This is a genomic window from Dyadobacter fermentans DSM 18053 (genome assembly GCF_000023125.1).
GTDB classification, from domain to species: Bacteria; Bacteroidota; Bacteroidia; order Cytophagales; family Spirosomataceae; genus Dyadobacter; species Dyadobacter fermentans.
On the sequence record NC_013037.1, the window covers coordinates 2,054,915 to 2,076,285 of the forward strand.

A 21,371-nucleotide genomic window follows, 5' to 3' on the forward strand; every position below is an offset into this window, starting at 1 on the left:
GTCTGGCTCGGAGCGCTACACCAGGGCGTTTCACATGCTGCAAGCTTAACCATATGATTTGTAAGAAAGAATCTAACTAACATGCAGGATCAAAAAATTGTCACCTATGTTGTCAACTTGAGAAATAGGGTTGATCGACGAGCTCATATTTTGAATGAGTTTAATAAAAGGGGTGAATTTGCTGTCGAAATCGTTCCGGCAATTGAACAGAAATTAGGCTCAGTAGGTCTCTGGATGACAATAAGATATATTGTTGAAAATGCTGCCAAAACAGACGCCGAGTATATTCTTATCTGTGAAGACGATCATCAGTTCACCGGTGAATATTCAAGAAGTCTCCTTCTCAAATGTATCTCTGAGGCTAAGTTGAGGGATGCGGATATTCTATTAGGGGGCGTGAGCTCCGTACATAGTTTATTCAAGACTTCAGATTCATTGCTATGGATAGAAGGATACACTGGCAATCAATTCGTTATCGTTTTTAAGCAATTTTTCGAAACTATCCTCACAGCAAATTTTGAGATATTTGATTCAGCGGATTATAAGTTCTCAGCACTTTCACAAAGGCTGTTTCTCATTTATCCCTTCATTTCAATCCAACGGGAATTTGGGTATTCAGATGTAACGGCTCTGAATGGTGAAATTGGAAGGGTTGATAGACTATTTGCAAATGCTTCCCGCTCTATTCAGTATTTGATCGACGGAGCCAACTTTTACGGATTTAATCAAGACAGAAACGGTTCGCGTCAGCAGACCTTTGCTGACGTAGTGCTTCCTACTTACATTGTTAACTTGTTTAGACATGAACGCAGTCTGTCGCGTATTCGGGCGCAGTTTGCTGCAAAAAAAGAGTTTAATGTAATTTATTCAAGGCAAAAAACGCCTTGCCCTGAGGCCGATACGGCTTGGTTTGAAATTAAGGAGACAATACTGACAGGCATTAGAAATGATGATGATTTTCTTATCCTTTGCGATGCTAGGCACGTCTTTTCAGAGTCTTATTCCCCGCATATACTCATTCCAAACATAGTTGAAGCCCATCAACAGGGAGCAGATATTCTCTTAGGCGGCACTGAGCGCATTGGTGGAGGATTCGCCCACGCCCTGCCTATTGGCAATAACCTATTCTGGATCAACCACTTCAATACTATGCAGTTTCTGATTATCTACAGAAAATTCTTTCAGAGGATATTAGACGCTCAGTATGATAGCGCCACAGGCCTGGGGGACTTTTTGTCTGGACTTACGAGTAATAAAATGTTGGTCTATCCATACATATCCAATATGGACAGTTTTCCCAATTCAAGCAGCGTATCGGAAAGCCTAGGTGAAGAAAAAATGGTCTTATGGATGTTCGAAGATCCATCCAATAGGTTACATAAGATTCATCACGCGTATATGAGGTACGGAACAGGCATTACCCACCAATCCGTCCGGGAGGAAAAAATCAGGCACAGATGAAGTTTCCACACTATTATCAACTCGATCAAATGGACTGCGGCCCGACATGTCTTCGCATATTGGCTAAATTCTATGGTAGAAGCTATACTGCTCAAAGCCTAAGGGAGAAGGCCCAAATAAGCAAGGTTGGTGTATCAATCCTAGGCATTTCGGAAGCTGCTGAGGCCATTGGTTTTCATTCCATCGGTGTAAAAATCACAATTAAAAAACTATTGTCGCAAGTACCATTGCCCTGTTTGCTGCATTGGGAGCAAAGTCACTTTGTGATTTTGTACGATGTGCGGCCCGCGCAAAGAAACGCTATCCTCGGCATTTTCTCATGGCTAACTGGTAAACTGATGCCCTATCAAAGTCAACGTGCGGCAGAATGCAAGACAAACATGTTTTACGTTTCAGATCCAGCAAAAGGGCTTCTCACCTACTCAATGGCGGAATTTGAAAAGCGTTGGCTGGCTACCAGCAATGAAGGAATGGCGTTACTGCTTGAACCAACAAGCCGATTTTATGAAGAGCAGGGGGAAAATTCCCCTATTTTGGGTCACTCACAGCTTGCTGGCTATTTATGGCAGTATAGAAGGCTGGTTTTGCAGCTCGGATTGGGAATGTTGGTTGGAAGCGGATTGTCTCTGTTACTGCCTTTTCTTACACAGTCGATTGTAGACGTCGGCATTAGTACGCGAAACATGTCGTTTATCAATATCGTTCTGATTGGTCAAATAGTATTATTATGTAGTACGTCGGCTGTCGATTTTATAAGGGGTTGGATTGTGTTGCATATAAGCACCCGATTGAACTTATCAATATTGTCTGAGTTTCTTGCGAAGCTAATGCGATTGCCAGTCTCGTTCTTTGATGTAAAGCAATTTGGCGACATCATGCAGAGGATCGGCGATCACCATCGTATTGAATCGTTTATAACTGGCCAGACCCTCGGCGTGATGTTCTCATTACTTAACCTGTTGATATTTGGTTTCATACTAGCTTATTATCATTCGCCGATTTTTGTGGTCGCTCTTGGAGCTGCCATTATTTACTCTTTTTGGGTGATCCTGTTCTTGAAACAACGCAGAAAGTTAGATGCAAGCCGGTTTGATGCGTCCTCAAAGAACCAAAGTCAAATTGTTCAGCTAATACAGGGGATGCAGGAAATTAAATTAGCAGGCGCTGAGACGCAGAAGCGATGGGAATGGGAACACACCCAGGCTAGGCTTTTCAGATGGAATGTAAAAAACCTATCGCTTTCTCAATTTCAGCAAGCAGGAGGTCTATTGATAAATCAAGGTAAAAACATACTAATCAGCTTCTTAGCTGCAAAAGCAGTGTTAAACGGACAACTTACGCTGGGAGGTATGATGTCGGTTCAATATATATTGGGCCAGTTAAATGCGCCTATCGAGCAAATGGTCAACTTCTTACAATCATTGCAGGATGCCAAAATAAGCTTAGAAAGACTCAATGAAGTTCATGCTCTCGCCAACGAAGAAACAGCCAGTAAAGAACTACGTAGCGAATGGGGGCAAAAACAAGATATCGTCGTTGAGGACCTAATATATGCCTACCCGGGAGCCGGTAATGACCCTGTGTTAAAGAAAGTAAATTTGACAATACCTCACGGAAAAACAACTGCAATAGTCGGGACAAGCGGGAGCGGAAAGACAACGCTCTTAAAACTCTTGCTAAGATTTTACGAGCCTCAATGCGGTTCCATCTTCCTGGCCACGGCTCCTCTCGCACTGACAGCTAGTGAAAAAATCACAGAAGGTTGGGAAAACCGGATAGCCCTGGAACATGTCTCTCATCGGGCATGGCGCCAGCAATGCGGCGTCGTAATGCAAGAAGGTTTTATTTTTTCTGATACCATTGCACGAAACATTGCAATTAATGATGAAATCATTGACAAGGACCGACTTTACTATGCCGCACGTGTAGCCAATATCCACGAGTTTATCCTATCTATGCCCTCGGGATACTACACCAAAATAGGTGCGGAAGGCAACGGAATTAGCCAGGGACAAAAGCAACGAATATTAATTGCTCGATCCGTTTATAAAAACCCGCAAATGTTGTTTTTTGACGAAGCCACGAATGCGTTAGATGCTGATAACGAATCGCTGATTCTTCGAAATTTGAAGGCTTTTTTCAAAGGCAAGACTGTTATCGTAGTCGCTCATAGGCTAAGTACCGTCAAACACGCTGATCAGATCATTGTCATGGAAAAGGGAGAAATAGTTGAAACCGGCTCACACTCTGAATTGATTGGTATAAAAGGGAAGTACTTTGACCTAGTAAGTAATCAACTAGAATTGGCCGTGGGGTAACTGTTGCTAACCCTAACTTCGAATTGTAAAGTTTAGTGCCTTCTAATCAATCGTCCTCCACAAATAATCACAGTGTTACATGCTGGAACAAGAGACAAATGTCTAAGACGCCAACACCTTTTCCCGAATTGTACAGCGAAGAGATACAGGAGATCATTAATCGACCACCCGGTTGGCTGCTACGCTCTGGGATGTCTCTTTTCTTTGCGGTACTAAGCATATTTTTTGCGAGTTGCTGGATGATTAAATATCCAGATGTTATCCCTGCGACATTTACGTTGGTTGCAGACAATATACCTCGATCAGTTATTATCAGGTCAGACGGAAAACTGCAACGAATTCTTGTAAGAGATGGACAGTATGTAAATCAACGGCAAATGGTGGCCTTTATGGAGAGCACTGCCAGCCATGACCAGATAAATCTGCTCGAAAAGAATATTCAACTATTGGCCACATACATTGAGCAAGGTCAGTGGGAAAACGTCAATGGGTTTTCGACAGACTCTTATAACATGCTTGGTGAGATTCAAGGCGATTTTCAGGCATTTGCTCAGAACTTTGTCAGGTTAAAGACATTTCTCAACAGCGGATACTGTATCCAAAAGCGAAGTCTGTTGCGAAACGAATTAGCCGATTTTAAAGATTTGGAACAAAATATTATCGAACAGTTGCAACTACAAAGGCAAGATTTAATACTGGGGAAAGATGAGTTCAAAGTTCAGGAAAGATTATTTGGCGACAGAGTCATTTCTTCGTTGGAATACAAAAAGGAGAAATCAAAACTACTAGCGCGTGAAATGCCGGTCAAAAGTTTAACAGCTTCTTTGATCCAAAACCGTTCATCGCAAACTGCCAAGCGGAAAGAAATATTAGAACTTGACAATGCCATTGCTGAGAGTAAAGCTAATTTTCGTCAAGAGCTTCAAACATTGCAGAGTAGTATCGAATTATGGAAACAGCGATATGTAGTTCTCGCGCCAGTGGCTGGGACGGTATCATTTGCGGCACCTTGGCAGGAGCAGCAGCACGTAGCTGTTGATTGGGAATTGTTGACGGTAGAACCTCCTCAAAGTGGTTTTCGAGGATTGGTGAAATTATCGCAGGGAAGTCTGGGTAAGGTTAAAGAAGGGCAGAAGGTCCTAGTCAAATTAGATGGATATCCTCATCAGGAATTTGGGTCGATTGAAGGAATTTTATCAAAAATTTCAACAACGCCTGGACGCGATTCTTCATATTGGGGTTATGTAGCCCTTCCACATCAGCTCGAAACGAAATATGGTCGAAAACTGACATACAGAAGCGGACTTAGCGGTACCGCCGAAGTTGTGACTACGGATAGAAGATTGATAGCCAGGCTTATTTCCACGATTAGAGATGGAGGATAGTAAATTCAACGAAAAATTCCTGACAATCTATCGATTATCAGGATTTAAATTCAAGTTGTTCTGATCCAGAGGAAGATCAGGGCCGCGGCTGTCATCCCGACCATCAGCCCAGCAATATTGATAAAGGCGTAACCTTTCGCTAACGGACAAGACGGCGACCTGCCTGCTCCCGGCATGCCCGGTTAATATCCTTCCCAAATGCAAATCATCCCTGAAAACCGCCAGGCGAAAAAATGGCTGTTTTCAGGGATGGTTTGTTTTTGCGCCGTGGCTGACCTTTGTCATACTTAAATCCTCCAAGAAAAATTTGCTGTCAGTGGTTCCGGGCTTGCCCGCTTTTGAAATACTAACCATCAGTCAATCAAACAGCAATGAAAAGACTAACCATCCTGATCCTCTTTTTCGCCGCGGGGGCAATTGTCCCCTCCCAGGCTCAAAACAGTTCCTTTTTTGTAGGCGGAGGCGGTGGCAGCAACCTGTCGATGTACGCATTCACCTCCGACTACGCCGACCGCTGGACAAGCTCCAAACCCAAGCCGGGCCTTAACGGCGGGGTCGTTTTCGGAATGGAGTTCAACCGCATGGCCGTTGTCATGGGCGTTAATTTCATCCAAAAGGGCTCGAAGGCCGAAACCGACAACTATCGCATCGAGGGCGACTATGTGGGCTATGTAAAAGGCCGGGAAAACACTTCATTCATCCAGATTCCCATGCTCTTCCGCTTCCGCATCCTGGGCGGAAAGTTCGGCCTCACTGCTTCCGCCGGTCCTTCATTCAACATCGGACTATCGGGCAACTCGCGGCTGGAACTGGAAGTGGCGGGCGTGGGCTCCGAAAGCCGCTCGGGGACGATCAAGTTCGGAAGCGGTATAAACGACACCTACAAGCGCTTCCAGCCGGGCTTTATGCTCGGGCCGGGCATGGTGATGGCCGTGGGAGAAAAAGGAAAGCTCAATTTCAACCTCATGTGGGACCTGGGTTTCAATGCGGTGAACAAGCGGAGCAGCAGCGCCGCGGGCATCGACGGAAAGATCTCCAACATCTCCACGATCCTGAATGTAACCTACACGCATCATTTCGTTTTCGGGGATAAATATTGATGCAGGTCTGTAACAACTGCGGCACCATCAACGAAACCGATGCCCGCATTTGCACCCACTGCCGCATCCAGGGGAGCTTTTCGACGGTGGCCGACGCCCCGCACGACGATGCTTCCGAGGCCAAACAGCAATGCCGCAACTGCGGCAGCCTCATCAGCGCACATTTGCCCAAATGCCCTGAATGCCGCTTCCCCGTACCCATCCGGCGCGCCGAAAACCGCCAGCAGCCCGACGGCACGTTCGTTATCGGCAGCCTGCGCGCGGGCTAAGCATTAAACCATCCGATCATGGCCAGAAATCGCGAACCTCAAATATTCAATATCTCGTTCCTGGACGTCATCTGCGGAGCGCTCGGCGCGGTGATCTTCCTGTTCATCGCCGTGCCGAAAGGCGGCGCGCCTCCGGGACGGTCCAATCAGCTCAATGTCTCGATCGACACCACGCACAGGCAGCTTTTCGCGACCATCAGCGACAGCCTTGCCGGCAAACGCCCCGGCGATACGCTGCTCGTGGTGCTCACCGACTACAAACCCATGCCCGGCATCGCCGAATGCCCCGACTGCCCCAGCTGCCCTGAAACACAGCCGATTGCCGACACAGAGCCGGTGACGAAAGCAGCCGCGCCGAAAAAGGAAACGGGCCGGAAAGATTCCGCATTGGTGGCGGCCGGCAAAACGGCAGAAGCCCCGCCCCCGCCGCCAGACAATTTCAAACGCAGCAAATACGAGGGCGACCCGCCTTCGGTGCCCTGCAAGGTTTCGATCGAAATCAACTGGGCCGATGTGGGCGATAATGTGGACATTTTCGTGTGCAAGGGCAACAAATGCGTGTCCGGCGGCGCGCGGGAAATCCGCGACATCGGGCAATGGGATAGCGGCAAGGCCAAAACCAAGTTCTTCGGCAGCGACCTGCGCACCACGCAGGAGGCCGTGCGGCAGTTCGATAAGATCGTGCCCGGCGAGTACAAGATTTATGCATTATTCAAAGAGAGTGTCAAAAACAACACCTCCGTGCGCATACGAGGCCTGGTATACTCCCGCAACGATGTGGGCGAGGAAAAAGGGGAGCCATTTGGCGCCACGCTGCAACTCAACGCACCGCGCGTGCTCCTGGGCACCGTGCAAATGCCGGAAAACGGCGCATTCCAGTTTACCAAAAATTAAACATTTCCTATGCTGACAAATAAAAGACTCTATCACATTGCCATCGCCCTCGTAGCGGCGGTTATGATCTGGTTTGTACTGATCCTGGGCGCGTCGATGTCGTCCGGGCCGGGGCTCAAACGCTTCTTCGAAGCCTTCGGCGGGTCGTTTGGCGGGTATGTGCACGCGGTGATTTATATGGCATTCATTTTCGGGGTGCTGGAAATCCTGGAATACCAGAAGTTTATCAAAAAACAGCACGAGGGTTTTAAGCTCAATCTCCTGCCTGTGCAGGACCAGCTGGTACTCTCGCCGGACGAGGTAGCGAAGATCAAACTGAATGTGATCGACCTCGAAAAACACGGTTTCAGCTTCCTGCTGACCGATTTCGTGAAGCGTGCCTGCACACAGTACCGGAATAATCAGTCGATCGGCGAAACGTTGCAGGTGCTTACGGCGCAGATCGATAACAGCAAAACCGAGCTGGAAGGCAAGCTGGAAATCGCGCGGTTTCTCATCAATGCCATTGCTTCGCTGGGCTTTATCGGCACGATCCTGCATTTGGCGGGTTCCATCGGACTTTTTCATTTGGCCAAAACCGAGGAAGGCATGCCGCTCATCACCCAGAGCCTGAATGTTTCTTTCGATACCACATTCATCGCGCTGTTTCTAGGCCTCATCCTCAGCTACTTCTACCACCGCTATCTCGAAGACCTCGATACTTTTTATTCCAGAACGAAATCCTACATTATCGACAACCTCATCAGTCGCATATATCACCCTCACTGAACCTGAATTTCCATTCACATTCATCCTGTGACCATTATGAAAACATTCAGTAAACAGATTTCAGCGCTGATTATCCTGCTCTCCGCCTTGCTGGGCTGCCAGCCCGGCGACGTGGACACGCTGTCGGGCAAGCTCGGCAACAAAGGGTCGGTCAACGGCTGGATTTTCGACATGATGCACGACGCCTATTTCTGGTACGACGAAATGCCGGCAAAGCAATCGCTCGATACCACCGAAAATCCCGATGCATTCTTCGAAAAACTCGTTTACCAGCGCAAGGTTTACGACCGTTTTTCGCTCATCACCGACAATTACAGCGCAATGCAGCAGCAGCTCAACGGCGTCGTGAAAGCGTTCGGGATCAGCTACACGCCGGCTTACATCGACGCCGGCAAAACGGCCGTGGCGCTGTTTGTAAGCCACATTATCAAAGGCAGCCCGGCCGCCAATGCGGGGATGAAACGCGGGGATATTATTGTTCAAATCGATGGCAAAACGCTGACAACCGAAAACTACGGCACATTTCTTTCAGCGCAGGAATCGGTGACGCTCACGCTTGGAACGATCGTGGACCAGTCGTTGCAGCTGAACCCGAAAACCATCCCGCTCACCCGCGCCCAGATCACCGAAGACCCGGTGGCCGTGGCAGGCGTGATCCGCAAGCAAAACAAGCGGATCGGCTACGTGGTGTACACGCAGTTTGTACCGGGTACGGAAGCCGACAAGGAGAAATATGACAATACATTGCGCCGTATTTTCGCGGATTTCAAAGCGGAGGGCGTGAATGAGCTGGTGCTCGACCTGCGGCTGAACGGCGGCGGCTACGTATCTTCGGCCCTCACGCTGGCGTCGCTCATTGTGCCCGGCAGCGGGGCAAACCGGCTGTTTTACACCGAGCAATGGAACGACAAATACATGGCTTACTGGAAAAAAGAAAAGGGAGAAGACGCGCTGAATTACCGTTTTTCGAAGGAAAGCAGTAATATCGGGGATAACCTGAGCCGCGTTTTTGTGCTGACCTCGAAGGGGACCGCCTCGGCCAGCGAACTCGTCGTGAATGGACTAAGGCCGTATATGAACGTGATCACGGTGGGCGACCACACGGCGGGCAAGAACCTGTTCGGCGCATTGATCGGCGATGAAAAAAAGCGCTGGAACTACGGCATTTATATGATGCTCGGGCAAACGGCCAATGCCGACGGCCGATCGGACTACGGCACGGCCAGCGGCATGGCGCCCGATGTGGCGGTGGCCGACAACCGATTCCCGTTCCTGCCGTTCGGCGACGAGAACGAGACGCTCCTGCGCGCCGCATTGGTGGAAATGGGCGTCGCAACCGGGCAGCCGGCCAGGCTGGCGAACACGCGCGAAACCGAGCGCGTGACGCCCGCGCCGCTGCGCGACACGCCGTCGGTGCTCGATGGCCGGATGATCAAAGCGGCGCCGGAAGGCGGGCCGCTCCTTGTCAAACCTGATTTATGAAAAAACTGCTCATTATTAGCCTTGGAATGTTGCTTGCCTGCACCGGCCGGCCGTGTTACGCTCAAAAAACGGCCGGCCGGGCAGACCGTTATTCGGACAGCCTGCGGGCCATTCTCAGCCGCAAACTGCCCGATTCGGTACGCATCGCCACGCTGTTCCAGCTCTCCGACTATTGGAGCGACAAGGATACGGCGCAATCGCTGCGGTACGTGCGCGAGGCCGCGCAGATAGCGAAGCCGGGCTCGTTCCAGGAAGCATTGAGCCACTTTTACACCGGCAGCGCCTATTTCGATGCCGATTATGCGCAAAGCGGCAAAGCCTACCTCACGGCCGAAAAGCTGCTGCGAAAGTTTCCGGGCCGCGAGGCGCTCATTTACCGGGCCAGGGCGTGGCACAATTTCGGGGCATTGGAGCAGCGGCAGGACCGGGAGAAAAAATATGCGGAAATCATTTTACAGCATGTGATCCCGCTCGCCCGGCAGGCAGGCGACAGCGTGCGCGTTGCCAGTAACTACCATAATCTCGGCATTATTTTTTCCAACCAGCTGGATTACAAGCGGGCAGAAGGCTATTTCAACACGGCCATCGGCCTTTTGCAAAAACTGGACAAAACCTCGCTCGAACTCGCCGACGCGTACATTTTCGGGGCCAAAAATTACGTGTACCTCAAAGATTACCCGCCCGTAAAACCGATGCTCGACAGCGCGGCGATTATCCTGGGCATTCACCCCAATGCCGCCTACCAGCTCGATTTCCATATGGTGGAAGGCATGTACCATTCCCGACTCCGGCAATATGAGGAGGCATTGAAAAGCCTGGGCAAAGGAATGGCACTGGCGAAGGAACAGAAACGCGAGTATGATTACCAGGGCATGCTTTTGCAGGTGTATTTTACCTATAAATCCATGGGTGATTATCCCAAAGCGTTGGGCATTATCCGCAGTGTGATCGGGCAGAAAACACCGCTCATCCGCTCAGCCAACCGGAAATTGTATTACTACGAATACGCGCAGATGCTCGACAAAACCGGCCAGCACAAGGCCGCTTACGAGTGGCTGGCCAAATACGCGGAGCTCGCCGACAGCACTTTTGAAGAGCGTACCAAATCGGAGATTGCGGCATTGGAAGCCAAATTCCAGTCGGCGGAGAAGGAGAAACGCATTTATCAATTGCAAGCCAACAATGAAAAGGCCGCATTGACGATCAAAAACAACCGGCTCCTCAACTGGCTGCTGGCCGTGGTGTGCCTTTTCCTGCTGGCGGTGACGGTGCTGGTGCTGCTGTTTTACCGGAACAACAAGCGCCTCTGGCAGCAGCATAAGCAACTCCACGACCTTGAAATGCAGAAAATCAAGCAGGACTACCGCATTTCGATGCTTTCGGCCATGCTAGAAGGGCAGGAACAAGAGCGCACCCGCCTCGCCCGCGACCTGCACGACGGCCTCGGCGGGCTGCTGAGCAGCATTAAGATCGAATTATCGCGAGAACTTTCCGTCCAGGACGATCGCCTTAAAAACAGCGTAACGCGTACGCTTTCGCACCTGGACGACGCCGTGAACGAGCTGCGCCGCATTGCCCGCAGCCTCATGCCCGAAATCCTGATGAACTACGGACTGGCCGAGGCGACGAAGGAATTTTGTAAAAACCTGCGGGAAACTGGCATTAACCTCGTTTGTCAGGTGTTCAACTACCGCGATTCGATGCCGAAAGAGAAGCAGATATTACTCTACCGCATCATCCAGGAACTCGTGAACAATGCCGTGAAACACGCCGCCGCGCCGCAGATACTGGTCATCATCCAGCAAAGCGGCGAAACGCTTTTTGTGACCGTGGAAGACGACGGCCGCGGCTTCGATCCCGACCGTGTGAATGGCAAAGCCGGCGCGGGGCTATCCAATGTAAAAGCCCGCGCCGACTTCCTGAATGCACGGTTTGAACTACAATCATCACCCCAAAAAGGCACTTCCGTTACGGTAGAGTGCGAGATCTGAGCTATGGACGTATTCATCATCGACGACCACCCTATTGTATTGCAAGGACTCAAAAACCTGCTCGAATCGCGGGAAGGCATACGCGTCACCGGCATTTTCGACCAGGCCGATAGCGCATTGGCCGCCCTGGACAGCCATATCCCGGAGGTGATGCTGATGGACATCAACCTGCCCGACATCAGCGGCGTGACCTTGTGCCAGCAGGTGAAGCAGGCCCATCCCGAAATCCGGGTTGTGGCGCTCAGCATCCACAACGAACGCAGCGTGATCATGAGCATGCTGCAAAGCGGCGCGAGCGGTTATGTGCTCAAAAATGCAATCGGCGACGACATTGTGGCCGCATTGCAGGCGGCGATGGAAGGCCAGATATACCTTTGCGCCGAAACCCAGAAAGCCCTGAACGAAGCCCCCGGCACCGAACCGAAGGAAATCCCCCGCCTCACGCGCCGCGAGAAAGAAATCCTCGAACTGATCGGCCAGGGCTACACCACGCAGCAAATCGCCGCCGAGCTTTTTATCAGTACCCACACCGTGGAAAGCCACCGCAAAAACCTGAAAGAGAAATTCGGGGTGCCCAACACGGCCACCGTGGTACGGATGGCGGCCGAGCTGGGGCTGATGCGCTAGTTCGACAAATCCAGTTTCTGCTTGTCTTTCAGCAGCTGCACCCGCAGCCGCTCGTAATCCACGTCCTGGACAGCCGCCTGATTATCAATCGCCTGCACGGCGGCAGACGCAGCGCTTTGGCCCAGAATCATGAATACCGGCTCCATGCGGATCGATCCGTAGGCGATGTGCGAGCTCGAAAGGCACACCGGTACGAGCAGGTTATGGCATTCGTCTTTTTTGGGGATAATGGAGGTGTAGGCAATGCTATACGGCTTTTTTGGATGCACACCAATGTCACCCTCGTTCTGTACGAAACCTTCCGCCGTCACGTAGCGCTGCGCATTGTGCGCGTCCAGCGCGTACGACCCCATTCCTACGGGCTGACTCACCGGTTCGAGGCCGAGGGTATGGTTCTCATTCATCACGCTCTGGCCGATCATCCGGCGCGCTTCGCGCACGTAAATCTGGTGCGGCCAGCCGCCATTGTCTTTAAATTCGTCCTTCGGCAATCCCCACTGGCTCATTTGCTCGCGCACGTCCGCCGGCACGCGGGGGTCGTGGGTGAGAAAGTACATCAGGCCTTTCTGGTACAATTCATGCGCTTTAACGATCTCCTTGCGGCGCTCGTAGGTGGCTTCGGGGTAGTCGTAGTTTCCGCCGATAAAATCCGTGCTGAACGGGCCGTGGTTGTTCGTATCGGTCTTTTTGTTCGGGATCGGGTCATATTTGTCGAATGTCTCCGTCCAGCCGGCTTTGTACACGCGGGCCAGCAATTCATACTTTGCAGGATCGTAGCCTTTCGGTTTTTCGAATGGAATGCGGTTATCGGGATTTGCGGAAAGGCACATGCGGAAGCAGTAGGCCTGTATTTTGCTGTCACCCGATCCGTTCGGCGCGATGGGCTCGTCGCTGATGTAAGGCAACAGGCCGCTTTTGGGATCGCCCTCAATCTTGTAGGGGCTGATGTTTTTCTGGAAATAATGCTTGTGGTGGTAAACACCGGCCTGCACACCGTTCCATTTTTCATTGTAAACACTGTTAGACTCCCTTCCCACGTGATATTTTACGCCCGCGGCGGCCATTAAATCGCCTTCATAGGTGGCGTCGATGAACATTTTACCGTTGAATGTCTTGCCTGAAAGCGTTTTCATGGAAACGATCCGTCCATCCTTTTTGACCACGCCGCTTTTGCGGTCGAGCCACTCGTCGCGGAACACCCGGATGTTATTTTCTTTGACAAAATCTTCAAAAACCTGCTCGGCGGCGTGCGGTTCGAAGATCCACATCGTGCGTTCTGCGCCGTCCATCGCCGGCGTTCCCTGGCCTTTGTTGCCATAATCCTCTTTTTTCTGCCATTTCCAGGCTTCGGATTTGTCGTAATGCAGGTAAAGCCGGTGGTAAAACTCCCGCGCCAGCCCGCCGATCACTGATTTGTCGCCGGTATCGGTGAAGCCGAGCCCGGCCGACGAAAGTCCGCCCAAATGCTTGTCGGGGGAAACGACCAGCACCGTTTTGCCCGATTTAACGACCTGTACCGCCGCCGTAATCGCCGCGGAAGTGCCTCCATAAATAATCACATCCGCCGCCAGTTCTTTCTTTTTTTGTGCAAAACATGGCTGCACAAAAGTGGCGAGGAGGGCTATGCTATAAATCAAATACTTCATCATTTCAATCGAGGTTAATCTTAAAATACTTATTGCGCTGCTTTCCGGAAAATGATCGCGTCTACCAGCACCTGTCCCTCCGAACCTTCACTCAGGATGTCGACATAGCCGTCCATTCCTTCCCAAAACTCGAACTTGCCGATGGAGAGCGATTCGGTAGGTTTCACCCATATTTCCTCGGTCCCATTTTTGGAATGGACCCGCACTTTAAACCGCGGCACAGCATTCAACCGGCCGTCGACCGGGTGTTTCTTTTCGCCCACCGTTGCCCGGCGTTGCGGGTCGAAAGGTGTTTGTTCCGAAAAAGCCACCTCGTAGGTACCCGCCGCGAGGTCCGGCCGGAAGCGGGCAAACTCCCCTGCCGCGGCCCGGCTGCCATTGGTGAGGTACATATCCCGGAAGCCTTTTTCTTTCCATCGCTTAAACTGCGGCCCCACCCAGAAATAGGGCGTGCAGTAAAACCGGCTTTCGCGCGCATCCGCATTGTCCACGATCTCGCGTTTCAGGTTGCCGGTTTCGTTGTGTGCCGGCGGGTAAGTGGGGATTGTGAGGTTTACGGTGAAGGACTGCACCGCATTCAGGCTGCCCGGCGCCTCCACCCGCACGCGCGCAGCATACACGCCGGGAAGCAGCCCACTTCCGTTAACCGACACTTGTATTTTCTGATCATTCCCCTGCCCTTCCGATTGCAAGCTCAGCCAGTCTTTTCCTTGCAGGTATTCCACCTTCGGCACATTGATTTTACCCAAAGTACCATCACCTGCATTAACCAGCATCACCGTTTTCGCCTCGGGCTGCGGCCTGGTTTCGCGGGCAAGGAAATGCATGGTATTCGGAATGAGCGCTCGCCCGGTTGCATACACGTCCATGATATGCGCGGGCCGGATGCGGAATGACGGGTCGTCGTCGGAGGCCAATGCGAGCGAAGCGTTTGCCGAAGGTTTCTGGCCCTCGCCGTCGATCGTGATATGCTGCGTGATGCTGCTCCGCGACACGCCATCGTCCACCAGGAGCGTTACCGGGTAAATGCCCGGTTTGGTAAAAACGTGTTTCGGGTTCTTGTCGATGGAAATGCCGCCGTCGCCGAACGTCCAGTAATAAAGCAGCTCGCGGCCGGAGCCTCGGTACGCATTCCGCGACTTTTCTCCGTTGAATGCCAGCTGCTGGCCCGTTTTGCCCGGGCTGGACGGCGCGGCGATTGCCTTCGTCTCCCCGGCGCGTTCGCGGTTATCTTCGAATGTCTGCCAGAAGAGTATCCACGGGTCAAGCAAAATCTCCGTGTCGCTCTCCTTTGTTTTGACCCGGAATACAAAATGCGAATGATTGTGATCGCCCACGTGCACCCCGGAGCCGTCGGAATAATATGCACCTGCCTTGATAGGCGTATGTTCCGGCACGCGGAGATTTAGCATGTGGTGGTTTTGAATGCTCCACCGGTCGCCGTTTTCCCAGGTGTGAATGCCCCGCCAGCGGTTGTTGTTATCGCCCTTATCGAGACTGAAAACAAAATAATGGTCGTCGATCGGGAACGGCGTGAAATGCGGCGTCCCGGCCGGCTTGTTCAGGTCGAGGCCGCCGTGCAGCTCAAATCCATCGTAAGCACCCATCCAGCAATCGTCGCCATTGTAGCTGTCCGAAATGCGTAGCTGGTTTTCGGTCATGGGGAACATGGGGTACAAGCGCGAAGGCGCGATCCGCATGGTCATGTCCGTCACCGCAAACCGGGCGTGCTTTTTCGGGACCGACTCGCTGCTTTTGCCGCCGTGTTCGTCCTTGATGATCTGCCCGATCGTATTCACGCCATCGAACCACACCCGCATGCCATTGATGACGTACGGCTCGAAAAAGCTTTCCTGCGACCCGACGTAGCGTTCCATTTTCATAAAATGGCCGTCTACCAGCACCTGGCAGGTGAAATGGTAGAGCGTAGCGCCGCCGGGCTGGTCCGCCCGGAGCTTGCCGAGGTTAGTGATGATGATATCGGAGGAAATTTCCTTCAACACCATCGTTCTGACCTTGCCGTTCGCGAGCGTGAATTTCAAGGTATCCTCCTTGTTCATTTCGACGGGCGTGAGCGTGGCCCTGGCCTTGCGATGGATGGTTTCTGCGATGGCCGGCATACCGGCCATCAGCAGAAACCCGACCAGCAGCGAGTTCAGGCGCAATGTTGGGATTAATGCTTTCTGTTTTGGATTCATATTCATAATGCACTTTGATCTTCGCTACCAGTTCGCTTTTACTTATTCACCTGCGTGGGTTCGAACAAATCAGGCAGCGGGTTCGGCACATTCGCATTGGAATTGATCTCGTTCTGACCGTAAAAGAACCTTTCAGGCAGACGGTTCCCGGTAGCAGGCGTGAGCTTGACGCCGATGCCTTCTTTCCGCGTCCTTCTCACATCGTTGAAACCGATCAGCCGCACGTAAAAAGTGACATACCGCTCTTCCAGGATCTCTTCCAGAAGCGCCCTCGTTTTATCGAGCGTTCCCGGGTTATTCATCCCGCCCGCCGCGAAATCGGCTTCGGCATACGGCTCGTATTTCAATGCATACCGCGTCCGGTAAGTCGGATCAATATAGCCGCCTGCATTCATAAAGCTGCGAAAGCTGTTCAGGTGTTCCAATGCGGTTTTAAAATCGGGTTTCCGGGCGGCGGCTTCTGCCAGGATGAGCAGGTTTTCTTCATAGCTCACCATTGGTGAAGACGCGTTCATCGCGATGGCGCCGTTTAAAGTATCACCCCGCGCCACGGAAAGGTAATTCGGCTCTATTTCGCCGGTAATGCCCTTGGTACCCAGGTTGACATAATAGAAATTAAACCGCGCGGATTCATCCGTTTTGGCATTCCCGCGGTAGGTGGTCGATGCCGGATCAAGGATGGTCGTCAGGTATGCATTCCTGGCGCTTACGTCGCCCGCGCGCTCTTCCACATTGTGCAGGTAATAACGGTTACGCGTGCCGGCGGTGGCGGTATGCGGGCTGAGCAACGAGCCTGCCGGGTTGGCAATGCCCTTCAATGCTTCGCTGTATGCTTTATCATATTCCCGGGTTTCGAGGTACATCCGCGCTTTGAGCGTATGCGCCACGCCCAGCCATTTGGCCGCATCGCCATCGAAGAAAATATCCGATTTGCTCCGCACCGCACCTTTGCCCGATTCGAGGGCCACAATCGCTTCGTCTAGCAATTGCTGCACGCCCGCATACACGCTCACCTGCGGGTCGAACACCGGATTCGGAAACTGCTGCGGATCGCCGAACTGCGAGAAAGGCACGTCGCCGTAAAGCGCGGCGGCGCTGCTCATCACATAGGCCTGGATCACCCGCGAAATGCCGATGCCGCGCTGGTTGTCCACCACCGTGTACTTTTCTATCGCTTTTTCGAGCTGAATGTAGGTTTGGTTATAAATGTAAGTCCAGGCGTCGTCGGTTTCCACGGCGGTGTACTGGTAGTTCTGGTAATTGAGGTATTGCCGCTGGATGCCGGTCATGTAGCCCGACCACATATTGGAGATGATGGCGATCCTGGACCCGTTGAAGTTCACCGAGGCAACCTGCGCGCCCGTCAGCATCATATCCGCCGGGGCGTCGGTCACATTGTTCGGGTCCACGTTCATGTCCTTCACGAAATTGGAACAGGATGTGGCAAATGCAGCTAGTATGATCAAACAAAATAGTCTTTTCATGAGGATAACCGATTAATAGTTAATGAGTAAGGAGAACAGGTAGGATCTTGTACCCGGGTTATCGAAATAATCCAGTCCCCGGCCGAGCGATACCTGCGTGTGGTTGGAATCGGGGTCTACACCGCGCACGCCCGTCCACAAAAACAGGTTCCGGCCCGACAGCCTGAACTCGATGGATTGCAGCTTGCTCGCTTTGCGGAAAGCTTCGGATTGCAGGGTATAGCCCAATGAAAGCTCCCGCAGCCTGGTCCAGCTGCCGTCCACAACGAATTGCTCTTTCAAACCGCTGAAACCGCCTCCCAACGTCGTGTAATACGATTCGTCCAGCAGCACCTCACCCGCTCCAAGGTCGGCGATATTGCCCCGCACCGTCGTTCCGGCCGGTATCACATTGCCTCTGAAGTTTTTCAGGTCGCGCGTCAGCGTCACCTCTTTGCCTACGTCCTCGTGCGTACCGTGCGAGTACATTACGCCGCGCGTTCCCTCGAAAAAGTCGCCGCCCTGGAAGGTTTCAAACAGCAAGCCGAGCGAGAACGATTTGTACGAAAGATTTGCCCCGAAACCACCTCTCCAATTCGGGTTAGGATCGCCGATTTTGGCATTGGCCGCATTCACCGTCGGGAATCCGTTGGCGTCGAAAATCTTGTTACCCTGGTCGTCGCGGGCATAATGGCCGCCCATAAACACGCCCACCGGCTGTCCTTCGAGCGCATTGATCGTCATGTAGCCGCTGATCCCGCCCACCTGCACGGCTGTGGCGCCGGCGAGGTCTGTTACCAGGCTGCGGTTTCTGTTTAAGTTAAAATTCAGGGAAAGGGTCAGGTCCTTACGTTTGAAAATGTCGTAGTTCAAATCAAAGTCGATACCCTTGTTCTGCATAGTGCCGGCATTCTGGTAGGCACTTGAAAAGCCTGTCGAATTCGGTACGGGCACGGACAGCAGGAGGTCTTTCGTCCTGTTTTTATAATAGGTGATTTCGGTGCGCAGCCGGTTACCCAAAAACCGGAGATCGGCGCCGACTTCGTATTCCGTTTTTCTTTCAGGGCGCAGCTGGTCGTTTCCAAAGTTGGCGCTTTGCAGGTATGAACCGTTTCCGTAAAGCGAGTTACCCGGCACGAAGAGCGTCCTGGTGCGGTAAGGCGCAGGCTGTGAACCCACCACGCCGTAGGAAGCCCGCAACTTCCCGAATGACAGCCAGTTGGCACGCTCGAAGAATTTCAGCTTCGTAAATTGCCAGGCCACGTCGCCGGAAGGATAGAAAAACGTATTGTCGGAAGCTTCCCCGAAAGTAGATGCGGCTTCGCCGGCAAACGACAAATTCAAAAACAATGCATCATAAAACGACAAACCTAGTACCGAATACGCCCTTGCGCTGCGGATGTAAGTTTTACCATTGTTCGGATTTTTATTGAGCGTCAATGCATTGGAAAAATTCCAGGGGCCGTCGGCGATGAGGAAATCGGACATTTCGCCGCCCAGGTCGGAATATTTGCGGTCGTTCAGGTTGAATCCGGCGATGAGGTTGGCCGAGAAATTGGGGTTGAAATTGTGGGAATAACGTCCGATGAGGTCGTAGTTCAGCTGGTTTTCCAGGATATTCACTTCACCGTAGCGGCCATTCAGGTTCACGGCATCAGCCTGGGCGGAGTTGACGGGGAAATAGGTTTGTCTTACGTCCGAAGAATTATCGATCCCTACCCTGTTGATAATGTCAAATCCTTTCAGCGGCGTAATGGTCAGCTCGGCGCTACCGATAAACCGGTTGACGGAGTTCGGGTTTTTCTGCTCGATCATCGTCCACAACGGGTTGTTATACACCGGGTTGGAACTGTTTCCGAGGTAGTTGCGGTAAGAACGCTGGCGGTTTACGACCGGCGCGGCATTGGGGCCGGCATAGTAGTTACCCTTATAATCCGTGATGTCAAAATCGGGCGTCATCCGGTAATAGCCCAGCAGCATCCCCGCCGTGTTGTTCGATCGCTGTACGCGCTCCGAGCGGATCATCGCATAGGAAGCGTGGGTCGAAAGTTTAATAATGTCATTCAGCTTGCTTTCGATATTCAGGCGGATGGTGCTTCGCCGGTAGTCGCTGTTATGTCTGAAAACGCCCTTCTGGTAAACGTCGCTGAGGCTGAACATATAGTTGGAACTGGCACCGCCGCCGCTCAGGCTCAGGCTGTTGTCCATCGAATAGCCGTTCCTGAAAATCGCGTCATACTGATTATCGGCAAATACGTCGCGGGAATTCTTTTTGGTGATGGGATAATAGCGGGTACCGGTTTGGTAACCTTCGAAAAACTCTCCCGACATGTTCACTTCGTCCGCACCGCCCGCTCTCGCAGCGATTTTATCCCCCCAGGCATTGCCCGATGCGGGATTGAATTTTCCCTGATCGCCCTGCCCGAATGCGGTTTGCCGCTGATGGAAGCGGTTGATCTCATCCATTGAATAGCTGGATTTAAACGAAATCCGCATCCGGTCGTTGAAAGAACCGCTTTTCGTCGTGATCACGATCACACCGTTGGCCGCCCGCGATCCCCAGAGCGCAGCCGCCGAAGCGCCTTTGAGCACCTGGATGGACGCGATATCGTCCGGATTAATGTCGTTCACCCGCGATTGCTGCACTACGCCGCGGATGTTCGTACCGCCGTGCACGGAGCTGTTGATCGGCACCCCATCCACAATATACAGCGGCTGCGATGAGCCCGACAATGTGCTCGCGCCGCGGATCTGCACAAACGAGCCGCCGCCCGGATCACTTCCCGACGACCGTCCGATGAACACGCCCGACGCTTTGCCAGCCATTTTGTTGAGCAGGCTGGTTTCGCCGGATGCCGCAATGCTCTTATCGGTAATTTTCGAACTGGTCGATCCCAGCTTGTCGGCCGATTCCTTGAAACCCAGCGCCGTCACCACCACCGCGTCCAGCATTTTGACGTCCGCTTCCAGCACGACATCGAAGCTGGTCTGGCCGCCTACGGCTATTTCCTTTGTCATATACCCTACATAGGACAGGATCAGCGTCCCGTTTTCTTCCGGCACATCCAGCTCAAAAGCCCCGTCGACGTTGGTAAGCGTTCCCCGCTGGGAGCCTTTCAGCATAACACTCACACCCGGGAGCGCCTCGCCTGCCGCATCTTTCACCACGCCCCGGATTTTCCTGTCTGCCTGCGAGCTCGCGCCGTTAGGAAGCTCGGGCTGAGGGTCGCTTTTCGAGGGAGGTAAGGCTTTTTGCAGGATAATCTGCCTCCCTTGCAGCCGGTACCGGATGCCCGATTTGATCAGCAGCTCGTCCAGCACGCCTGCCAGCGGCTGCTGATGCGCCGTTACGCTCACTTTTTGTTGGGCCGTAATGAGGGCGGAGTTGTAAGTAAAATGCACGTCCGCCAGCTTCTGAATCTGGTTAAGCACAGTGCGAAGCCCCTCATTCTCTGCCTGAATGCTGATTTTCTGGTTGAGCGCATCCTGTGCACCGGCGGTCCGGGCGAGGGTCACGCCGGCAAACAGGACGGTCAGCAAAAACTGGTGTATGGTTATTCTCATTATTGTACGTGCCAGCCAAAGCGCTTGTCTTTGTTTTTTCATAATTTTGATCGTTTTGTCGAAAACTTGATTAGGGTTGAAGGCAAAATGGTCCCGTTCATCTTCATCGAAGATTTGCATGTTTACAGGCCTGCAAATGGGACGGGAGCGGGTTGGTGGTGGCGCAAACACCGCCAGCCCTTTTTTCGAAATCGTCGGAAGAGGT

Annotated in this window: 14 protein-coding genes; 10 read left to right on the forward strand and 4 right to left on the reverse strand. The window is 52.2% G+C overall.

Features of this window, described 5'->3' with window-relative positions:
• Nucleotides 1-81 precede the first annotated feature (81 nt).
• The 10 genes from DFER_RS08330 (at nt 82) to DFER_RS08375 (ending at nt 12,295) form a co-directional block, all read left to right on the forward strand.
• Nucleotides 82-1,461 (forward strand): glycosyltransferase family protein, encoded by a 1,380-nt coding sequence (locus DFER_RS08330; RefSeq protein ID WP_015811184.1) that lies wholly within the window; start codon nt 82-84, stop codon nt 1,459-1,461.
• On the forward strand, nt 1,458-3,779 hold the full coding sequence (locus tag DFER_RS08335) for a peptidase domain-containing ABC transporter (RefSeq protein ID WP_015811185.1): 2,322 nt from the start codon (nt 1,458-1,460) through the stop codon (nt 3,777-3,779). The genes DFER_RS08330 and DFER_RS08335 overlap by 4 nt, the downstream gene beginning before the upstream one ends.
• Before the next feature lie 98 nt (nt 3,780-3,877).
• Complete coding sequence (locus tag DFER_RS08340) at nt 3,878-5,164, forward strand: HlyD family secretion protein (protein WP_015811186.1); 1,287 nt, start codon at nt 3,878-3,880, stop codon at nt 5,162-5,164.
• A gap of 371 nt (nt 5,165-5,535) precedes the next feature.
• On the forward strand, nt 5,536-6,264 hold the full coding sequence (locus DFER_RS08345; RefSeq protein ID WP_015811187.1) for a porin family protein: 729 nt from the start codon (nt 5,536-5,538) through the stop codon (nt 6,262-6,264).
• On the forward strand, nt 6,264-6,533 hold the full coding sequence (locus DFER_RS08350; protein WP_015811188.1) for a hypothetical protein: 270 nt from the start codon (nt 6,264-6,266) through the stop codon (nt 6,531-6,533). The genes DFER_RS08345 and DFER_RS08350 overlap by 1 nt, the downstream gene beginning before the upstream one ends.
• Before the next feature lie 18 nt (nt 6,534-6,551).
• On the forward strand, nt 6,552-7,427 hold the full coding sequence (locus tag DFER_RS08355) for a hypothetical protein (protein WP_015811189.1): 876 nt from the start codon (nt 6,552-6,554) through the stop codon (nt 7,425-7,427).
• A 9-nt stretch (nt 7,428-7,436) separates the two neighbouring features.
• Nucleotides 7,437-8,195 (forward strand): MotA/TolQ/ExbB proton channel family protein, encoded by a 759-nt coding sequence (locus tag DFER_RS08360; RefSeq protein WP_015811190.1) that lies wholly within the window; start codon nt 7,437-7,439, stop codon nt 8,193-8,195.
• Nucleotides 8,196-8,231: 36 nt separating this feature from the next.
• Complete coding sequence (locus DFER_RS08365) at nt 8,232-9,677, forward strand: S41 family peptidase (RefSeq protein WP_015811191.1); 1,446 nt, start codon at nt 8,232-8,234, stop codon at nt 9,675-9,677.
• On the forward strand, nt 9,674-11,668 hold the full coding sequence (locus tag DFER_RS08370; RefSeq protein WP_015811192.1) for a tetratricopeptide repeat-containing sensor histidine kinase: 1,995 nt from the start codon (nt 9,674-9,676) through the stop codon (nt 11,666-11,668). Before DFER_RS08365 ends, DFER_RS08370 begins: the two co-directional genes overlap by 4 nt.
• A gap of 3 nt (nt 11,669-11,671) precedes the next feature.
• Entirely contained in the window at nt 11,672-12,295 is a 624-nt protein-coding gene (locus DFER_RS08375) for a response regulator transcription factor (RefSeq protein ID WP_015811193.1), read from the forward strand.
• Here the strand turns inward: DFER_RS08375 and DFER_RS08380 are convergent.
• Genes DFER_RS08380 through DFER_RS08395 form a run of 4 tightly spaced genes read right to left on the reverse strand, consistent with a single transcriptional unit; the run spans nt 12,292 to nt 21,166 of the window.
• Complete coding sequence (locus DFER_RS08380) at nt 12,292-13,941, reverse strand: FAD-dependent oxidoreductase (RefSeq protein ID WP_041736168.1); 1,650 nt, start codon at nt 13,939-13,941, stop codon at nt 12,292-12,294. The two genes, DFER_RS08375 and DFER_RS08380, sit on opposite strands and share 4 nt — an antisense overlap.
• A gap of 29 nt (nt 13,942-13,970) precedes the next feature.
• Nucleotides 13,971-16,139 carry a PKD domain-containing protein gene (locus DFER_RS08385; RefSeq protein WP_041734838.1) on the reverse strand — a complete coding sequence of 723 codons (2,169 nt, stop codon included), beginning with the start codon at nt 16,137-16,139 and terminating at the stop codon, nt 13,971-13,973.
• 38 nt (nt 16,140-16,177) lie between these two features.
• A complete protein-coding gene (locus tag DFER_RS08390) occupies nt 16,178-17,623 on the reverse strand; it encodes a SusD/RagB family nutrient-binding outer membrane lipoprotein (RefSeq protein ID WP_015811196.1) in 1,446 nt (481 codons plus the stop codon).
• 12 nt (nt 17,624-17,635) lie between these two features.
• Complete coding sequence (locus DFER_RS08395) at nt 17,636-21,166, reverse strand: SusC/RagA family TonB-linked outer membrane protein (protein ID WP_015811197.1); 3,531 nt, start codon at nt 21,164-21,166, stop codon at nt 17,636-17,638.
• Nucleotides 21,167-21,371 lie beyond the last annotated feature (205 nt).